20 protein-coding genes are annotated in these 13,494 nt (G+C 39.4%); 5 read left to right on the top strand and 15 right to left on the bottom strand.

Features of this window, described 5'->3' with window-relative positions:
- The first annotated feature begins 32 nt into the window (after nucleotides 1–32).
- From NSMS1_RS05000 to NSMS1_RS04990, 3 genes are all read left to right on the top strand, one after another.
- Nucleotides 33–455 carry a hypothetical protein gene (locus tag NSMS1_RS05000; RefSeq protein ID WP_224091661.1) on the top strand — a complete coding sequence of 141 codons (423 nt, stop codon included), beginning with the start codon at nucleotides 33–35 and terminating at the stop codon, nucleotides 453–455.
- 139 nt (nucleotides 456–594) lie between these two features.
- Entirely contained in the window at nucleotides 595–1,167 is a 573-nt protein-coding gene (locus NSMS1_RS04995; protein ID WP_224091660.1) for a Uma2 family endonuclease, read from the top strand.
- A gap of 105 nt (nucleotides 1,168–1,272) precedes the next feature.
- The gene (locus NSMS1_RS04990) at nucleotides 1,273–1,497 is read left to right on the top strand and encodes a DUF433 domain-containing protein (RefSeq protein ID WP_224091659.1); all 225 of its coding nucleotides are present in this window, start codon (nucleotides 1,273–1,275) and stop codon (nucleotides 1,495–1,497) included.
- Between the two features lie 96 nt (nucleotides 1,498–1,593).
- On the opposite strand, the gene NSMS1_RS04985 is transcribed toward NSMS1_RS04990, so the two are convergent.
- Entirely contained in the window at nucleotides 1,594–2,046 is a 453-nt protein-coding gene (locus tag NSMS1_RS04985) for a hypothetical protein (RefSeq protein ID WP_224091657.1), read from the bottom strand.
- A gap of 44 nt (nucleotides 2,047–2,090) precedes the next feature.
- Here NSMS1_RS04985 and NSMS1_RS04980 point away from each other — a divergent pair, with 44 nt between their 5' ends.
- Nucleotides 2,091–2,555, top strand: coding sequence for a hydrogenase maturation protease (locus NSMS1_RS04980; RefSeq protein ID WP_224091656.1), 465 nt, complete (start codon nucleotides 2,091–2,093; stop codon nucleotides 2,553–2,555).
- A gap of 86 nt (nucleotides 2,556–2,641) precedes the next feature.
- On the opposite strand, the gene NSMS1_RS04975 is transcribed toward NSMS1_RS04980, so the two are convergent.
- The 4 genes from NSMS1_RS04975 to NSMS1_RS04960 all read right to left on the bottom strand — a co-directional run bounded on the left by NSMS1_RS04975 (nucleotide 2,642) and on the right by NSMS1_RS04960 (nucleotide 5,628).
- Nucleotides 2,642–3,016 carry a hypothetical protein gene (locus NSMS1_RS04975; protein WP_224091655.1) on the bottom strand — a complete coding sequence of 125 codons (375 nt, stop codon included), beginning with the start codon at nucleotides 3,014–3,016 and terminating at the stop codon, nucleotides 2,642–2,644.
- 15 nt (nucleotides 3,017–3,031) lie between these two features.
- Nucleotides 3,032–4,318 (bottom strand): nitroreductase family protein, encoded by a 1,287-nt coding sequence (locus NSMS1_RS04970; RefSeq protein ID WP_224091654.1) that lies wholly within the window; start codon nucleotides 4,316–4,318, stop codon nucleotides 3,032–3,034.
- A complete protein-coding gene (locus NSMS1_RS04965) occupies nucleotides 4,305–4,769 on the bottom strand; it encodes an ankyrin repeat domain-containing protein (protein ID WP_224091653.1) in 465 nt (154 codons plus the stop codon). Before NSMS1_RS04965 ends, NSMS1_RS04970 begins: the two co-directional genes overlap by 14 nt.
- Nucleotides 4,770–5,031: 262 nt before the next feature.
- Nucleotides 5,032–5,628, bottom strand: a complete 597-nt coding sequence (locus NSMS1_RS04960) for a CBS domain-containing protein (RefSeq protein ID WP_224091652.1) — start codon at nucleotides 5,626–5,628, stop codon at nucleotides 5,032–5,034.
- 699 nt (nucleotides 5,629–6,327) lie between these two features.
- Between NSMS1_RS04960 and NSMS1_RS04955 the strand changes: the two genes are divergently transcribed.
- Nucleotides 6,328–6,537 (top strand): molybdopterin-binding protein, encoded by a 210-nt coding sequence (locus NSMS1_RS04955; RefSeq protein WP_224091651.1) that lies wholly within the window; start codon nucleotides 6,328–6,330, stop codon nucleotides 6,535–6,537.
- Nucleotides 6,538–6,659: 122 nt separating this feature from the next.
- Here the strand turns inward: NSMS1_RS04955 and NSMS1_RS04950 are convergent, their stop codons facing one another.
- From NSMS1_RS04950 to nifE, 10 genes are all read right to left on the bottom strand, one after another.
- Nucleotides 6,660–6,911: a FeoA family protein gene (locus tag NSMS1_RS04950; protein ID WP_224091649.1), complete on the bottom strand. Its 252-nt coding sequence runs from the start codon at nucleotides 6,909–6,911 to the stop codon at nucleotides 6,660–6,662.
- 115 nt (nucleotides 6,912–7,026) lie between these two features.
- Nucleotides 7,027–7,326 carry a 2Fe-2S iron-sulfur cluster-binding protein gene (locus NSMS1_RS04945; RefSeq protein WP_224091648.1) on the bottom strand — a complete coding sequence of 100 codons (300 nt, stop codon included), beginning with the start codon at nucleotides 7,324–7,326 and terminating at the stop codon, nucleotides 7,027–7,029.
- 215 nt (nucleotides 7,327–7,541) lie between these two features.
- Nucleotides 7,542–7,913 carry a HesB/IscA family protein gene (locus tag NSMS1_RS04940; protein ID WP_224091647.1) on the bottom strand — a complete coding sequence of 124 codons (372 nt, stop codon included), beginning with the start codon at nucleotides 7,911–7,913 and terminating at the stop codon, nucleotides 7,542–7,544.
- A 215-nt stretch (nucleotides 7,914–8,128) separates the two neighbouring features.
- Complete coding sequence (locus NSMS1_RS04935) at nucleotides 8,129–8,932, bottom strand: HesA/MoeB/ThiF family protein (protein ID WP_224091646.1); 804 nt, start codon at nucleotides 8,930–8,932, stop codon at nucleotides 8,129–8,131.
- Nucleotides 8,933–8,942: 10 nt separating this feature from the next.
- A complete protein-coding gene (nifW, locus tag NSMS1_RS04930) occupies nucleotides 8,943–9,260 on the bottom strand; it encodes a nitrogenase-stabilizing/protective protein NifW (protein WP_224091640.1) in 318 nt (105 codons plus the stop codon).
- Entirely contained in the window at nucleotides 9,257–9,472 is a 216-nt protein-coding gene (locus NSMS1_RS04925; RefSeq protein WP_224091638.1) for a CCE_0567 family metalloprotein, read from the bottom strand. Before NSMS1_RS04925 ends, nifW begins: the two co-directional genes overlap by 4 nt.
- Before the next feature lie 151 nt (nucleotides 9,473–9,623).
- On the bottom strand, nucleotides 9,624–10,100 hold the full coding sequence (locus NSMS1_RS04920; protein WP_224091636.1) for a NifX-associated nitrogen fixation protein: 477 nt from the start codon (nucleotides 10,098–10,100) through the stop codon (nucleotides 9,624–9,626).
- Nucleotides 10,097–10,510, bottom strand: coding sequence for a nitrogen fixation protein NifX (gene nifX, locus NSMS1_RS04915; RefSeq protein WP_224091634.1), 414 nt, complete (start codon nucleotides 10,508–10,510; stop codon nucleotides 10,097–10,099). Before nifX ends, NSMS1_RS04920 begins: the two co-directional genes overlap by 4 nt.
- Nucleotides 10,511–10,544: 34 nt before the next feature.
- Complete coding sequence (gene nifN, locus NSMS1_RS04910) at nucleotides 10,545–11,888, bottom strand: nitrogenase iron-molybdenum cofactor biosynthesis protein NifN (RefSeq protein WP_224091632.1); 1,344 nt, start codon at nucleotides 11,886–11,888, stop codon at nucleotides 10,545–10,547.
- The gene (gene nifE / locus NSMS1_RS04905; protein WP_224091630.1) at nucleotides 11,888–13,330 is read right to left on the bottom strand and encodes a nitrogenase iron-molybdenum cofactor biosynthesis protein NifE; all 1,443 of its coding nucleotides are present in this window, start codon (nucleotides 13,328–13,330) and stop codon (nucleotides 11,888–11,890) included. The genes nifN and nifE overlap by 1 nt, the downstream gene beginning before the upstream one ends.
- Nucleotides 13,331–13,494 lie beyond the last annotated feature (164 nt).

Genomic DNA, 13,494 nt, shown 5'->3' with positions numbered 1-13,494 from the left:
CTTCAACAAAACTGAGAAATATAGGTAAGCCTGTGTCTGATTTAGAACTACATAAATATCTCCCCAAACTTCCCGAAGAAGCATTGCAAGAATTTACAGAATGGTGTGTTGTAGAGCAATCAAGAGCCGCAGGTATAGAGTTTGTACCAGATAGGACTAAGTTAGAGAAATTAATTCCTAATGAATATATCTGGCAAATTATTGACCAGTTCATGAAAGTAAAAGCAGACCCCATCAAGGCAGGATTAGTATCAGCAATGGCGGGACAAGAAGCTGATAGTCATAACTTGATAGGTTCCGCAGTTATGGTAGATTTTGTTGCACTTTACGTTAAGTATTTAATTCCTGAAAATGGTAATACACCAGAAGAAGCCAAAAAGTTAATCGTGGAAGCTGGTCTTCAACAGTATGAAAAGCTTTCTGAACTAGCAGATAAATATAATGTACAGTTCTAATTATCTCAGAGGGTTTTACCTTTGATTATGAAGCTCCCTGACTTCTTTGAGAAGCTAGGGAGTTAAATATACTTAGATATGAGTATATGTTAATATAGAAAACTCCATCACATAGAGTCATTATCAGCCAGAATTAACCATGACTCAATTAAAAAATCAACTCTCCCTAGAAGATTTTTTGGCGTTGCCAGACGGGGATATTATTTACGAACTAATTAACGGAGAGGCTGTTCCTAAATTTAAAAATTCTGAAATGTCTCCAAAATTTTTTCATAGTTCTATCACAGGTGCATTATTTATACTATTATCAGCATGGGCGAAAGGAAAGGGGCGAGTTGTAATTGAATGGGGTATTAAACTAACCCGAAATCAACAAGATTGGGTTCCTGTAGCGGATTTAGTCTATATTTCTTACAACATGCTTTCTGCTGATTGGTTACAAGATGAAGCTTGTCCTGTTCCTCCTGAATTAGTAATTGAAATTATTTCACCTGGACAAACTTTTGGGGACATGCTAGAAAAAGCAACTGATTATCTGAATGCTCAAGTTAAGAGAGTTTGGATTATTGACTCTAGAGCAAAAACTGTGACTATTTTTTACCCAGATGCTATTCCCCAAACCAAACGTGGTAAAGAAAGTTTAGCAGATTCTTTATTTATAGGTTTAGAAATCACGCCTGAACAAATCTTTCCACATGCGGGCATTATTTAGGCGATAGCGCCCATAATATCAATATGATTAAGATGGCGATCGCATATAATACTAATGACTTCTCTTTATATACAAAGTGAAAAGAATAGTTAAGTTTTAAAGCTTATGGAAAGAATTATAGTTAACTCTCAAATCCACTTTGGTAAACCTTGCATAGCTGGTACACGTATTACTGTACAAAGTGTTTTAGAATTGCTGAATGAAGGGCTTACCTTTGATGAAATAATCCGAGACTACTATCCAGACTTGCAAATTGCTGATATTCGTGCTTGCTTACAATATGCGATCGCGCTAGTAGCTGCTGAAAATATTAGTTTAGCATCTGCCTGATGATAAAATTACTACTTGATATACCCACTATTAAGCAATGAAACACGATTACTATCTATAGTAATTGAAACTTTATAATGCACTTAAAAAGATTTACTAAATTTTCACTGATTTCAACCATTGACGATGAAATTCCTCTTGCACTTCAACAGTAACAGGCTCGACATCTTCTCCGGTAGCAAAAATATGTACTAAATCACTACGAGTAGGATAGCTACCAAGTGCTGCTTTATAAACTTTCAATCCCAAACCCATCTCTAATGCCATGCCAGTAACAATAATTTTACGACTTGCTCCGTAACATATAGGATAAATATCTTGCAAAGCTAGTTGTTGGCGAATCTGCTTAAAAGAACCAAAAAAATGCCCATCGATACATTGAATTTCAGTATTATCCCATCTTAATGTAATCCTACATTCGGTACGCCTTCCTCTTTCATCATTCCAATCTCGACAAGCAAGTTCTACAGATGCAGAAAATAAATGGCCACTACCATTCTTGAGAAGGATATCATATTGTCCGAAAGGCTTTTCTGGAATGTTGAACATATCAAAGTCTATTAAATTAGCGTACCTGTTCAAATATATTATCTATGCTCACTATTATCGGTTGCGGAAATCTTAATCGCAGTGACGATGCAGTAGGTGTAATTATCGCTCAACGCTTACAAAAATATCTAGCCGAAAATCCTTACCCCAACGTGCAAGTCTACGACTGTGGAACCGCAGGGATGGAGGTAATGTTTCAAGCTAGAGGTAGTACAAAATTAGTAATTATTGATGCAAGTTTCACTGGTGCGGAAGCTGGTGCAGTGTTTAAGGTTCCTGGTGAAGAATTGGAAGCTTTACCGGAACCTAGTTATAACTTACATGATTTTCGTTGGGATCATGCTTTAGCCGCCGGGAGGAAAATCTTTCAAGATGATTTTCCGCAAGATGTAACAGTCTATTTAATTGAGGCGGCAAATCTTGATTTTGGACTAAATTTAAGTCCTGTTGTTCAACAAGCTGCTGATTTAGTTTTTGAGAAAACTGTAGAAATAATTCGTAATTCGTAATTCGTAATTAGGGGGTAGGGACTGGAGACTAGGTATTATTTTACTCCCCCATCTTCCCCCACTCCCTCATCTTTTCCATCTCCTAATCAAGCCATGTCTCGATATACAGCGAGTTCATCTACCCTCATCTCAAAAGGTACGCCTTCGCTTTCTGGAGGACAAACGCGAATTTTGGCGCTGCTAACCATTTGATTGATTAATTTACCCATTGGTACGAGTTTTTGCAACACCCGCCAATTTGTGACTTGATCTGGACATTCAATTACCAACGTCATCGCGTTGGCTTGAGTTGTCACATACCATCTGCAATTAGAAAGGAGATTTTGCAAAGTGCGATCGCACCCTTCATAAAAGTATTTACTTAAAGAATACTCTAACTGCTGTCTTAACATAATATCAGCCGAAGTTGGCTGCATTGGATGGAAATCATCACCGCTAAAATAAAATCTTTGCCGACTCATCTGTTACAATCCTACTTAGATTCCTATTGCCGTTGCATAAAGCACATCTTTAGTTGTTCCTAAGAATTGTTGGGTTTCATCATCATAAAAAGCACCAATGCCACTACATTGAATGCCTGCATAATTACTACCCAAATAAATTCTTTGTGCGAGAAAACCTGCTATCTGCATTGCAGTTTGATAACTGGTATATTCAGACACAAAAAAGAAAATTACAGCACAATCTCTGGCTAGTGCTTGATTCACACACAAGTAACCAGTTTTTTCACTAAAGCTACCTGCTTTTATCAAATTCAAGCCTTTATATAACCCTGATTTCATCCCCTCAACTCGATGTATCACCGAGTAGAGTTCTATCTCCTCACCGTTTTCTGTTGGGATTGGCTGTTGCAGTAGTTGCAAGACATATAAATAATGTTCTTGCAAAATGAACTCTTTCCGGAAACGCCTAATCGAGCGTCTATTCCAGATAGTTTGGTAGAATTTATCCTGCTCAAAATTAAAGTTAGGTTGTTTTAATCGTTGCTGGCGACTTGGTTGCACAGCCGTCGCTTGATAGCTATCTTCAATTAACTGATTAGCTTCAAAATAATCTGTGCCGCAAACAAAAGGAAGTTTCAACCTTAATTTTCTAACTTGCTTTTCCTGAGCTTCGCCAGATATCGCACAACCAGTAATAAACTCTTTATTCTCAAAACCTAAATCTGTATTGAGAGAGAGTTTATCAAAATCAAAAATTAGCTGAATATTTCGCTTATGCAGATATGCCGAAGCAGCAACAGCACCTAAATGGTGTCCGCTATCTAACAAGCAATATCTCAAGCTCCTGTGTTTATATTTCCAGCTAGACCTATAATAAACAGAACTAACTAAAAAAATGACTCCATTTATACTTTTTCCCGGTATAATATAACTCTCTAAGCCATCATCAATTAATTCATAGATGAGAGTTAGACAATTATTCTCAATTTCTAAATGATATATACCATCGACAATTTCTGACATACCGCGAATCTGTACGTATATCTCGGTAGGGTACAGTGCGCCAGCTGAAGGATTCACTCTAAGTTTGTAGGAAATACTGTTATATACCTTCTCAAAAGTAACAGCACTGGTTAACCAGATAAAAGAGTGAATTGGATTATTGAGATTTAATTTCACTCTCCGATAGAATTTTGGATAAACTTTATATGGCGATGGTTGGGTTGACGCATCTACATAATTTGGATCAAGTTGCACCGACAAGTAGGAATGCTTAGTTGTCTCATGGTATGCTTTACCTGAAAAATCACTTTGTCGCATTTTTCAGCAACCTTAAAACTTCTACATTACTAGCGAAATCTATAGCCTGATAATCATCCAAATTTTTTAAATATAGGTTAGGATGGTATTGTAGAAGTAACTTTACAACTTCTGTTTTCCCAGCCGAAGCAGCATACATTAAAACTGTTGCACCGTTATCATTCTGGTTATTAATGTCGATTTTGGCTGCAAGTAACAGATGAATCAAATCGTAGTGGTTTCCAAAACAAGCAAACCACAAAGCGTTATTATTGTCGTTGTTTCTAGCGTTGATATCCACACCTAAATCTATCAACTCCTGAACGACATCATGAATACCTTCTCGCGTAGCTCTCATCAAAGCTGTATCGCCATTTTCTCCAGGCTGATTTAAGTCTTCAGGATTGTAACCTTTTTGTAGCAACCATTCTCTACTGGTAGCACTCAAATCCAGTTTACTCTTATCTTTCATAATTAGCCGTAGTATTAATGGTTTGTAGTAAGGACTTTAGTCCTCAAATAAGAACTAAAGTTCTTACTACGAACTCAATTACAATGACTTACTTACTAATGCGAAACTGTTACTCTGCAACAATATTACAAAGCAAATATAATGGTGGGACAAACCCACCATTACTAAAAACAATGCTATGTAGGTCTATGGTTAGAGTTGTTACTCTATATAGCAATAAGATTACAGGATGACAGAAATTACTATCATCCTTTACCTATTCCTAACCAACTGGAACTAACTCTGGCTTATCAGCAAATAATTCTCTAGCAGATTTATCTGGTTTTGGTAAGCCGTAAAAGCAAGCTTCCGTTTCTAGTTCATCTACTAAGTCCCAAGCTTCAACGGCTCTTTTAGAATCTGAACCATAGTTAGCAGAAATTCCCCGCGCATCGGAGATCGCTTTGTGCAATTCTTTCCGCAAGAAAGTTAGTTTTGGTTTAGCAATAAAGTCACCTTTGCTAACAATATCAGTAATAGAAATTACACCCATTAATTCACCACGAATTACAGGCGCACACCACAAATTATTGTTTGACAATAAACGAGCTACATACTCTACATCAAGGTCGGGATCAACGGTGATGCAGGGTTTGCTCATAATTTCATAGACACGTACACTATCTGAATCTTTCCCATAAGCGATAACCTTGCCTGCGATATCAGCCACAGTGACAATACCATAAGCATCAGCACTATGACGAGGTTCGACAATCAAAGCACGCAGTCCTTTGAGCCTCATTAGTCTGACCGCTTCAGCTACACTAGCGGAGCCGCGAATAGTAGCTACGTCTTGAGTCATGATTTGTTTGGCTCTCATAATTACTGCTCCTTATGTTTGCAAGGAAGGAAATTATTTCTAAACTGCTGTAATTCTTCCCAAACAGCTTTTGTATAGCCTGCGTATTTAACTGAAAATACGCCAACTAAAAAACGTTTAAGGTAATAAGACACGCCGGATTATAAGTATTAAACTTATTACACACCTTAATAAATCTGGTGATTTTTGTCTGAATATCTACGCAGCGTTCCGAGAGTATCATCTTGAAGATATATGACCTTCTACCCAATTTTTGACTTTGACCATTATTAAGGTAGGAATGTCTGAGATAACCCTGTAATCGCTTTTTGTTGAGTTGTGGTTCACTAGCAACAATTTAGCTTACTTATATATTATCACTCTGATAAGTTTAGATGATTAATGTATATAACGATTGTTATATACATTAATTAAAAGCGCTTAAAAATTACTACAAAAGTAGTTATTTTATGATTTATCTTGTAAAATAGCTATTTAATTTATTAGGTTATCAAAAGATAAATTAATAACAGCTTTTATTAGAAATATCAATTAGATAATGTTTAATATATATACTTAACATCTAAATAAAATAAGTATTTATCTTGGGGAATTTGTAATTTATATCCACCGAAATAATTAAAATAATCTAAAGGTGTGATTTAATTTACCACAAAGGTTGGTATTCTATTAAACGTAAATAATGAGTACAAAAGAGATATGGAAGTTAGCGCTCGTAATTTCTTAAAAACCACTGTTAAAAAAGTTGTTCCTGGTACAGTTAACACAGAAGTAACTTTAGAACTAGCTCCAGGAGTGGAGATCGTTTCGATTATCACAAAATCATCAGCAGATAAATTACAACTTACTGAAGGTAAGCAGGCTTACGCTTTAATTAAATCTTCAGATGTGATAGTTGCTATTGATTAAACAAATCTAAAAGGTAAATTCCTCTGTTCTTATAAATAGAGACGTTATATAGCAATGTCTCTATTATTTATTAATGATTAATAATGGCTTTTAGCTCTATAATATAAAAGCAAATCAAAAAATTAACTTTTAAGTACACGAACATAAATTGAACGAGCGAGTTCTTTGTCTATCTCTAGTAAGATACTACCTACTGTGATTATTAAAGTTGGAAAGTCTTGTTGTACAGTAATAACTACTCCTGTTGTTAAACCAAGAGACTTAAGCTTCTTAAGAACACTTTTATTTTGAATATTGCAAAACTTGACTATACCGCGATCGCCAACTTTCAGCAATTCCAAAGAACTGCTAGTTACAGTGAAGGGAGAATACATTGGTAGCATCCAACTCAAAATAGAAATATAAAAAATCAGGATGAGCAATGTTATTCATCCTGATAGTAATTTTTGCTTTTCAAAAGCTGTCAATAGTAGCGACTACAGCAATTGATTAAGCAAGATAAGGTTCTTGGTGAGTCTTAATTGTGCAGTTGGAGCGGGGGTATGTAACACAAAGTAGAGCGAAACCTTTAGCCATCTGTTCATCATCTAAAAAGATTTGCTCAGATTGGTCAATTTCGCCTTCGACAACTTTGCCTACACAGCTAGAACAAGAACCAGAATGACAAGAGAAAGGTAACTCAATGCCAGCCTCTTCAGCACCATCTACAATTGTAGTATCTTCATCAATTTCGATTGTGGTGTCGAGGTTTTCTTTCTTGTTGATCAATCTAACTTGATAGGTAGCCATTTTCCGATTCTCCTCAATTTATAGGATGCGATTGATTTCTCGAAGTTAAATCTCCCTGAAATCTTCGAGAAGGGATGCGGAAGCGGATATTGCAATTGATGGGAAGCAAATATCCATTATGTTTACAGGAAGACTTTAGTAATTCGTAATTACTAATTCGTAATTCGTAGTTAATTTTCTAAATTACGAATTACGCATTACGAATTACGAATTATTTAGCTGCAAGGTACGCCTTCGGGAGAGCAATCACCTGCTTTGAAAGACTTTCCACAACCACAAGTGCTGGTTGCATTCGGGTTAGAGAATTTAAAACCACTCTCTACAACCCCTTCTACAAAGTCGATGACAATTCCTTCCAACAAAGGAGCGCTTTTTGCATCGACGTAAACCAATACACTACCTTGTTGAATTACTAAATCATCTGGCTGAGGCTGGCTGGTGACATCCATTGCATACTCATAGCCACTGCAACCACCATCTTTGACAGATACGCGAATACCTTTTGTAGTTTCGTCACCATCTTTAGCAGAACCTCTAAGGAAGGCTCGTAGACGAAATTCAGCTTTTTCTGTTAAAGTAACGGTCATCAAATCTCCTGATTAGTAGCGAATAGTTGTTGTGTTTTCAGGTGTGGTTTTTGTAGTGATGAGCAAAGCCATGTCTCCTGACACGCTACCTTGCATCTACACAATCAGTAGTTTGATTGGTTGAGGGAAACAAGTAATACCAATTCAAAATTCATTAATTACGAATTACGAATTACGAATTGATACAAGCCATCACCTGCTAGATTGCATTTGTATTAGCTATGTGTGCAATTGCTGCTGGTTTCTAATGAATTGGATTGTCCATATCTCCAAGGTGCATTATTACCGCATACTGGACAAGAGCGATCGCGGTATGATTTACGCTTGGCAAACTCCATCCGATTCAAGTCAATGGTGAGTAATTGCGACAATAGCGGCTGGCTAAAACCAGTGATCAACTTAATTGCTTCCAACGCTGTTAGACAAGCAAGTGTCCCAGAGACAGCACCGAGAACAGAAAAGCCGCGTCTATCCCACTCTGGTTTTTCCGGGAAGATACAAGACAAACAAGGAGTCACACCAGGAATAATCGTTGTCAGGTAAGCCTCCATCCCGTCCATCGCCGCTTCCACCATTGGCTTCCGCCAGCGCACACAAGCTGCATTGAGCAAATCACGCTCAGTAAAATTGTGAGCGCAATCCAGCGCCATATCCGCAGATTGTACCAATGAATCTACATTTTCCGGGGTAATATAGTCGTGAATTGTTTCTATCTGGATATCAGGATTGATAGCTTGTAGAGTTTCTTTCGCCTTAAATACCCTTGGCTTACCTACCCAATCATCAGTCATCAGAACTTGACGATTCATATCATCCAGACGCAAATCACCGCCCCGGACGAGGATTAGTCGCCCAACGCCCGCTACTGCTAGGTAAAGCGCCGCCGTACCGCCTAATCCCCCCACACCTGTCACTAAAACCGTCGCTGACTTCAGACGTTTTTGTGCTGCTTCGCCAAAATTAGGGAGCATCATTTGGCGGCTATAACGTTCTAACTCGGTAGGCGTTAGGTTGATCACTTTATACCTCCTAATCAGACGATAGTTCTGTTAGCGTAATTACATTTTTTGGCTTATCCTTAAACACCTTGAACAACTTTTGTTCTTGTGGTGAAGATTCTAGGAATACTTGATAAGCTGATTGTAAAGCTAATGAATATTGGTTTAACTTTTCTTCGTCACTTAACTCTGGATGATTAGTATCAATTTCGCTCATTAATTGCGAAAACTTTTTCAAAATATGCAAACGATTAACATTGACAATTTTTGCATCGTAATCTAGCTCAAAGAATTTAAAATATTCTTCTGCATCTACGAGCTTTTTAAATTCTGCTAAACTCTTAGTCATTTTGCGTTCTCCAATTGCTTTAACTCTTGTTTGAGTTCATCTAGCTGACGATAAATCTCATAAGTTGCGGCGGCAACTTCCATTATTTTTGTGTAATCTGTTGGCAAGCCTTCTGCTAAGTCATGCAGATCCATTTTCATCTGCCCGGCTTTACTGTTGAGGCGTTTAATCTTGGTTTTGATTTCCTCGATGCTTGTTTCTTCTATTTGCATGGTGTTGAATGGTTTTGGAATGGCTCACGCAAAGGCGCAAAGACGCAAAGAAGGACAGAAGGAAAGAAGAAAAAAGAAAAAAAGAAGCTCTCCATTAAACCTCCGCGTTCCTCTGCGTTAACCTCCGCGCCCCTCTGCGTTTAAAAACCTCTTACAACTTACTCACTTCTCGATACTTTTTAGCCAAATCAAGCCCCTTCTCTACAAACTTCTCCCCTTCCTCCGCCAGTTTCTCTAAAGAATCAAAACCAAAACGGTGAGCATCTCTCAAGGTTTTGACAGTCAGTAATAAGCGACCTGAGAAAACTAACGCCCAACCGAAACCTTCATGGCTTAAGTCAATAACAACTTGAGAAATTAAGCCTGTTTCTTGTTCAATTCTGGCAGCTACAGCGCGGAAGAATGACATAATTCGCGCTTGGGTTACTGCGTCAACTTCGCCTTCAATAGAAATTTCCCGTTTCTTTTGTTTGGTAACAACAAAGGCTTTAAGGAGTAAATCATCAGACCAACTACGATAAACTCCGTAAGCATCTTGTCCACGAATTTGTAGGACTAATGTTTTCAGGAATGGAGAGGTAGAAACAACACTTGCAGCAGTGCCGTTTAAATTATTTTCGGTTGTCATACTGTTGCTTCGTCTTCAAGTTCATCAGCAAAATTTCTAGTTTTAGGTTGCAATGCTTTCCGCAACCAAGGTGGAGGATTACCTTTGAGAGTTTCCACTAATTTATTCAGGAGTTCACTGATTTTTTCTTCTTCGGAACGCGCCTTTACAGGAGTGACACCTTTTTTAATCAATTTGGCAGCAGCAGTCCCACCAATAGCAACTACATAAACAATCGCACAATCAGCTAATGCTGCAAGTTTTGGTGCAACTTTATCCTCATTACCATCTTGTTGTAGGTCGCCTTCAAAGTTCAATGTTTCTAAGAATTGATATCCTTCTGCGTTAATTTCGTAGACATCAATTTCTTTGGCAGAACCGAAGTGCGAATTAATATGAACTCTGTCACTGGTTGTAAAGGCTATTTTCATTCTTATGACTCCTGTATTGGGGATTGATAATGAGTTATGAATATGACCCATTACCCGTTACAAAATTCTCGTGGAAGTTCTTGACTCGTCCTTCTTCTGCATCTATGAATAAGTTACCGATCGCAAATAAGACTTCCATTGAGCCGCGATAGCCGACTTTGGTGAAATGACCATTACCTAAACGGTCATAAATGGGGATACCGAGACGATAGTGGGGGATGGAAAGACGTTTGGCGATCGCTCCTAAGTTAGAATTACCAATGAGCAGGTCTGATCCTACAGCCAATTCTTCAAAGTCTTCTAAATCCCCAATAGTAACGCTCTTGATAGGTAGTTGTTCTAATAGGGGTGAGCGTGTGGTGGTAACGGCTGCGTGAATTTGTGTCCCCATCGATTGCAAAAATCTGACCATCGACCACAGCAAATCCGGTTCTAACGCCAAGGATATGCGTTTTGCACCAAAGTAAAAGTGTGTGTCTAACATCGCGTCTTGCAATTGGCGACGTTGACGGCAATACTTTTCTGGTACTGGGTTGCTGCTGAGAATTGCTAAGGCTTGGATAAATTCGTCTACGGGTTCCAAACCTGTGAGTTCGGTAAAGACTTCGTAAGGGATGTTAAACCTTTCTTCCAAAATCCTGGCCGCACCGCGCATACTCTCACCCAAGGCGATGGTAAAAGCAGAACAACCAACTTCCTGTAGTTGTTTTACCGTTGTCCCACTGGCTGTTATCGCTGTATATTCGTCTTCTAGGTGTCCGTCCAAAGAAGCACCAATATCAGGTACGAATATCGGTACAAGTCCGAAAGAGGTGACAATCTCTTTAATTTCTTGCAAATCTCCGGGGGTGAAGGCGGAACCAGCCAAAATTGTCACTTGTTCGCTTCTGGTTGTACCGGGTTGGGGAATTTCCTTGACGATGCTTTCCACAGCCGCCGCAAATCCATCTTGCAACGCCCCTTTAAAATCTGGTGTAGGCGCGAATACAATTGGGAGGTGGGATATTTCAGGATGGCGATCGCGGATATCCTTTAAGAAGCGTTCAATATCATCGCCTCTGGTTTCAGTTAGTCCAGTGCTACACAAACCAATAATGTCTGGGTTGGACTTCTCCACCAAAGTCAAAATCGCCTGCTCAATATTATCCTCACCACCCAAAATGGTAGTTACTTCCGTCATCGCTGTAGTCGCCAAGGGAATAGCTTCCCGGAAATGGCGGACTAACACCACCTTGGCAAAGGCTGTACAACCTTGAGAACCGTGGAATAGAGGAATCATCCCCTTCAATCCCAAGAAGGCGAGAGAAGCACCCAAAGCTTGACTCTGCTTGAGAGGATTGACTGCAAGTGATTTATTGGGGAGCGTAACGATCGCCATCAGATTAACTCCTCGATAGATGCCAAAATAGGATGTTGACTTGTTGCATATTCGTGAGCCAGTGTCCCCATATCTTCATCCCAAGGCGCAGGCTTACGAATTTGTTCCCAAATCGGACTGTAGAGAGCTTCGTACAATTCCCGCGCCATCTCAATCATGCCGACATAACCAGCGTAGGGATGATGACGTTCTTGGTTGATATCAAGGAAAGGAATCCGAGCTTTCAAGGCGGTGTATTGGTTACGACCACCAGCAATTAACATATCAGCTTGTGTATCTTTTACCAGTTGTAAGAGTTCCTTGGCGTTGCCTTTTTCCAGCATAATGCCATCAGTACCCAACAACCGTTTAATCTTAGCTTTATCTTCTTCTGTACTCTTTCTGGTGCTGGTAGCCACAACCTCTATACCCAAATCCTTCGCCGCCGAGATAATTGACCAACTCTTCACACCGCCTGTATAGAGTACGACTCGCTTACCCTTGAGACGAGCGCGATAGGGAGCCAGCGCCAAATCTAGAGCCGCCGTTTCTTCCGCAATCAGCTTTTCAGTGCGTGCTTGTAAATCAGGGTCGCCCAATTTAGCGGCAATATTACGCAGACATCGATTCATATCATCAATGCCATAAAAAGACTCTTCAATGTAGGGGATGCCGTATTGTTCCTCCATTTTTCTCGCCATATTGAGCAGCGCCCGTGAACAGATCATCACATTCAGCTTGGCGCGGTGTGCATAGCGGATTTCATCAAATCGAGCATCGCCTGTGATTTTCGACAGAACGCGAATACCCAATTTTTCTAGTAACGGCAGGACTCCCCACATTTCCCCGGCGATGTTATATTCGCCGATTAAGTTTATATCATAGGGTGTGGTGTACTCTGGTTCTGCTGTGCCGACAACATATTCTAATAAAGATTCACCACCAAAGCGGTTGCCTAAGTTCTTACTGCCGATAAACCCAGGAGCAATTACAGGGACAACAGGAATGCCAATTTTCTCCGCCGCAGTCTTGCAGACAGCATCCATATCATCGCCAATCAAGGCTGTGACACAAGTAGCGTAGACAAATACCGCCGATGGCTTGTAACGTTTATGGATTTCTAGAATTGCCTTATAGAGTTTCTTTTCACCGCCGAAAATCACATCATTCTCTGACATATCGGTAGTGAAACCCATTTTGTAAAGCTGGGGGCCGGAAGAGAGACTACCGCGACTACCCCAGGAATTACCAGCGCAGGCGATCGGCCCATGCACCAAATGCGCAGCATCAACGATGGGTACAAGAGCAATCATCGCCCCATCAAAAGCACAGCCCCCTTGAGCCGCCCCTGGTTGTGCTTGTTGTGTACAAGACTTATTCTTCTTCTCGCCTTGTTTGTGCTGGTTGTGTTCGCATCCTGATTCATTTAGTAGCTCGTTGATTTTGCCTTGGGTGTTCTTCATCTCTCTTCTCGCAGGCGATCGCTATTGTTGATTTTCAGTTATCAGTCATCAGCAAATAGTGAAAAATTATCCATCAATTCACTGATGACCGTTATTCATAAACTTCTTGCAAAAATCTTCTTTAAACCAGATACCCAAATAATTCGTAATTCGTAATTAAGAAG

It is taken from the genome of Nostoc sp. MS1 (assembly GCF_019976755.1).
Classification (GTDB): Bacteria; Cyanobacteriota; Cyanobacteriia; order Cyanobacteriales; family Nostocaceae; genus Trichormus.
Note: the sequence above shows the minus strand (reverse complement) of the source record. Positions and strands in the feature narration are given on the sequence as shown.

Excerpts from the sequence above, each read along its gene's own strand:
- NSMS1_RS04920 (WP_224091636.1), bottom strand. The coding sequence starts at position 10,100 with ATGACAACCGAAAATAATTTAAACGGCACTGCTGCAAGTGTTGTTTCT.
- NSMS1_RS04970 (WP_224091654.1), bottom strand. The coding sequence starts at position 4,318 with ATGCGACAAAGTGATTTTTCAGGTAAAGCATACCATGAGACAACTAAG.
- NSMS1_RS04925 (WP_224091638.1), bottom strand. The coding sequence starts at position 9,472 with ATGCAAATAGAAGAAACAAGCATCGAGGAAATCAAAACCAAGATTAAA.
- NSMS1_RS04940 (WP_224091647.1), bottom strand. The coding sequence starts at position 7,913 with ATGACCGTTACTTTAACAGAAAAAGCTGAATTTCGTCTACGAGCCTTC.
- NSMS1_RS04995 (WP_224091660.1), top strand. The coding sequence starts at position 595 with ATGACTCAATTAAAAAATCAACTCTCCCTAGAAGATTTTTTGGCGTTG.
- nifE (WP_224091630.1), bottom strand. The coding sequence starts at position 13,330 with ATGAAGAACACCCAAGGCAAAATCAACGAGCTACTAAATGAATCAGGA.
- nifW (WP_224091640.1), bottom strand. The coding sequence starts at position 9,260 with ATGACTAAGAGTTTAGCAGAATTTAAAAAGCTCGTAGATGCAGAAGAA.
- NSMS1_RS04965 (WP_224091653.1), bottom strand. The coding sequence starts at position 4,769 with ATGAAAGATAAGAGTAAACTGGATTTGAGTGCTACCAGTAGAGAATGG.
- NSMS1_RS04985 (WP_224091657.1), bottom strand. The coding sequence starts at position 2,046 with ATGTTCAACATTCCAGAAAAGCCTTTCGGACAATATGATATCCTTCTC.
- NSMS1_RS04950 (WP_224091649.1), bottom strand. The coding sequence starts at position 6,911 with ATGTATTCTCCCTTCACTGTAACTAGCAGTTCTTTGGAATTGCTGAAA.
- NSMS1_RS04975 (WP_224091655.1), bottom strand. The coding sequence starts at position 3,016 with ATGAGTCGGCAAAGATTTTATTTTAGCGGTGATGATTTCCATCCAATG.
- NSMS1_RS04960 (WP_224091652.1), bottom strand. The coding sequence starts at position 5,628 with ATGAGAGCCAAACAAATCATGACTCAAGACGTAGCTACTATTCGCGGC.
- NSMS1_RS04990 (WP_224091659.1), top strand. The coding sequence starts at position 1,273 with ATGGAAAGAATTATAGTTAACTCTCAAATCCACTTTGGTAAACCTTGC.
- nifX (WP_224091634.1), bottom strand. The coding sequence starts at position 10,510 with ATGAAAATAGCCTTTACAACCAGTGACAGAGTTCATATTAATTCGCAC.
- nifN (WP_224091632.1), bottom strand. The coding sequence starts at position 11,888 with ATGGCGATCGTTACGCTCCCCAATAAATCACTTGCAGTCAATCCTCTC.
- NSMS1_RS04980 (WP_224091656.1), top strand. The coding sequence starts at position 2,091 with ATGCTCACTATTATCGGTTGCGGAAATCTTAATCGCAGTGACGATGCA.
- NSMS1_RS04945 (WP_224091648.1), bottom strand. The coding sequence starts at position 7,326 with ATGGCTACCTATCAAGTTAGATTGATCAACAAGAAAGAAAACCTCGAC.
- NSMS1_RS04955 (WP_224091651.1), top strand. The coding sequence starts at position 6,328 with ATGGAAGTTAGCGCTCGTAATTTCTTAAAAACCACTGTTAAAAAAGTT.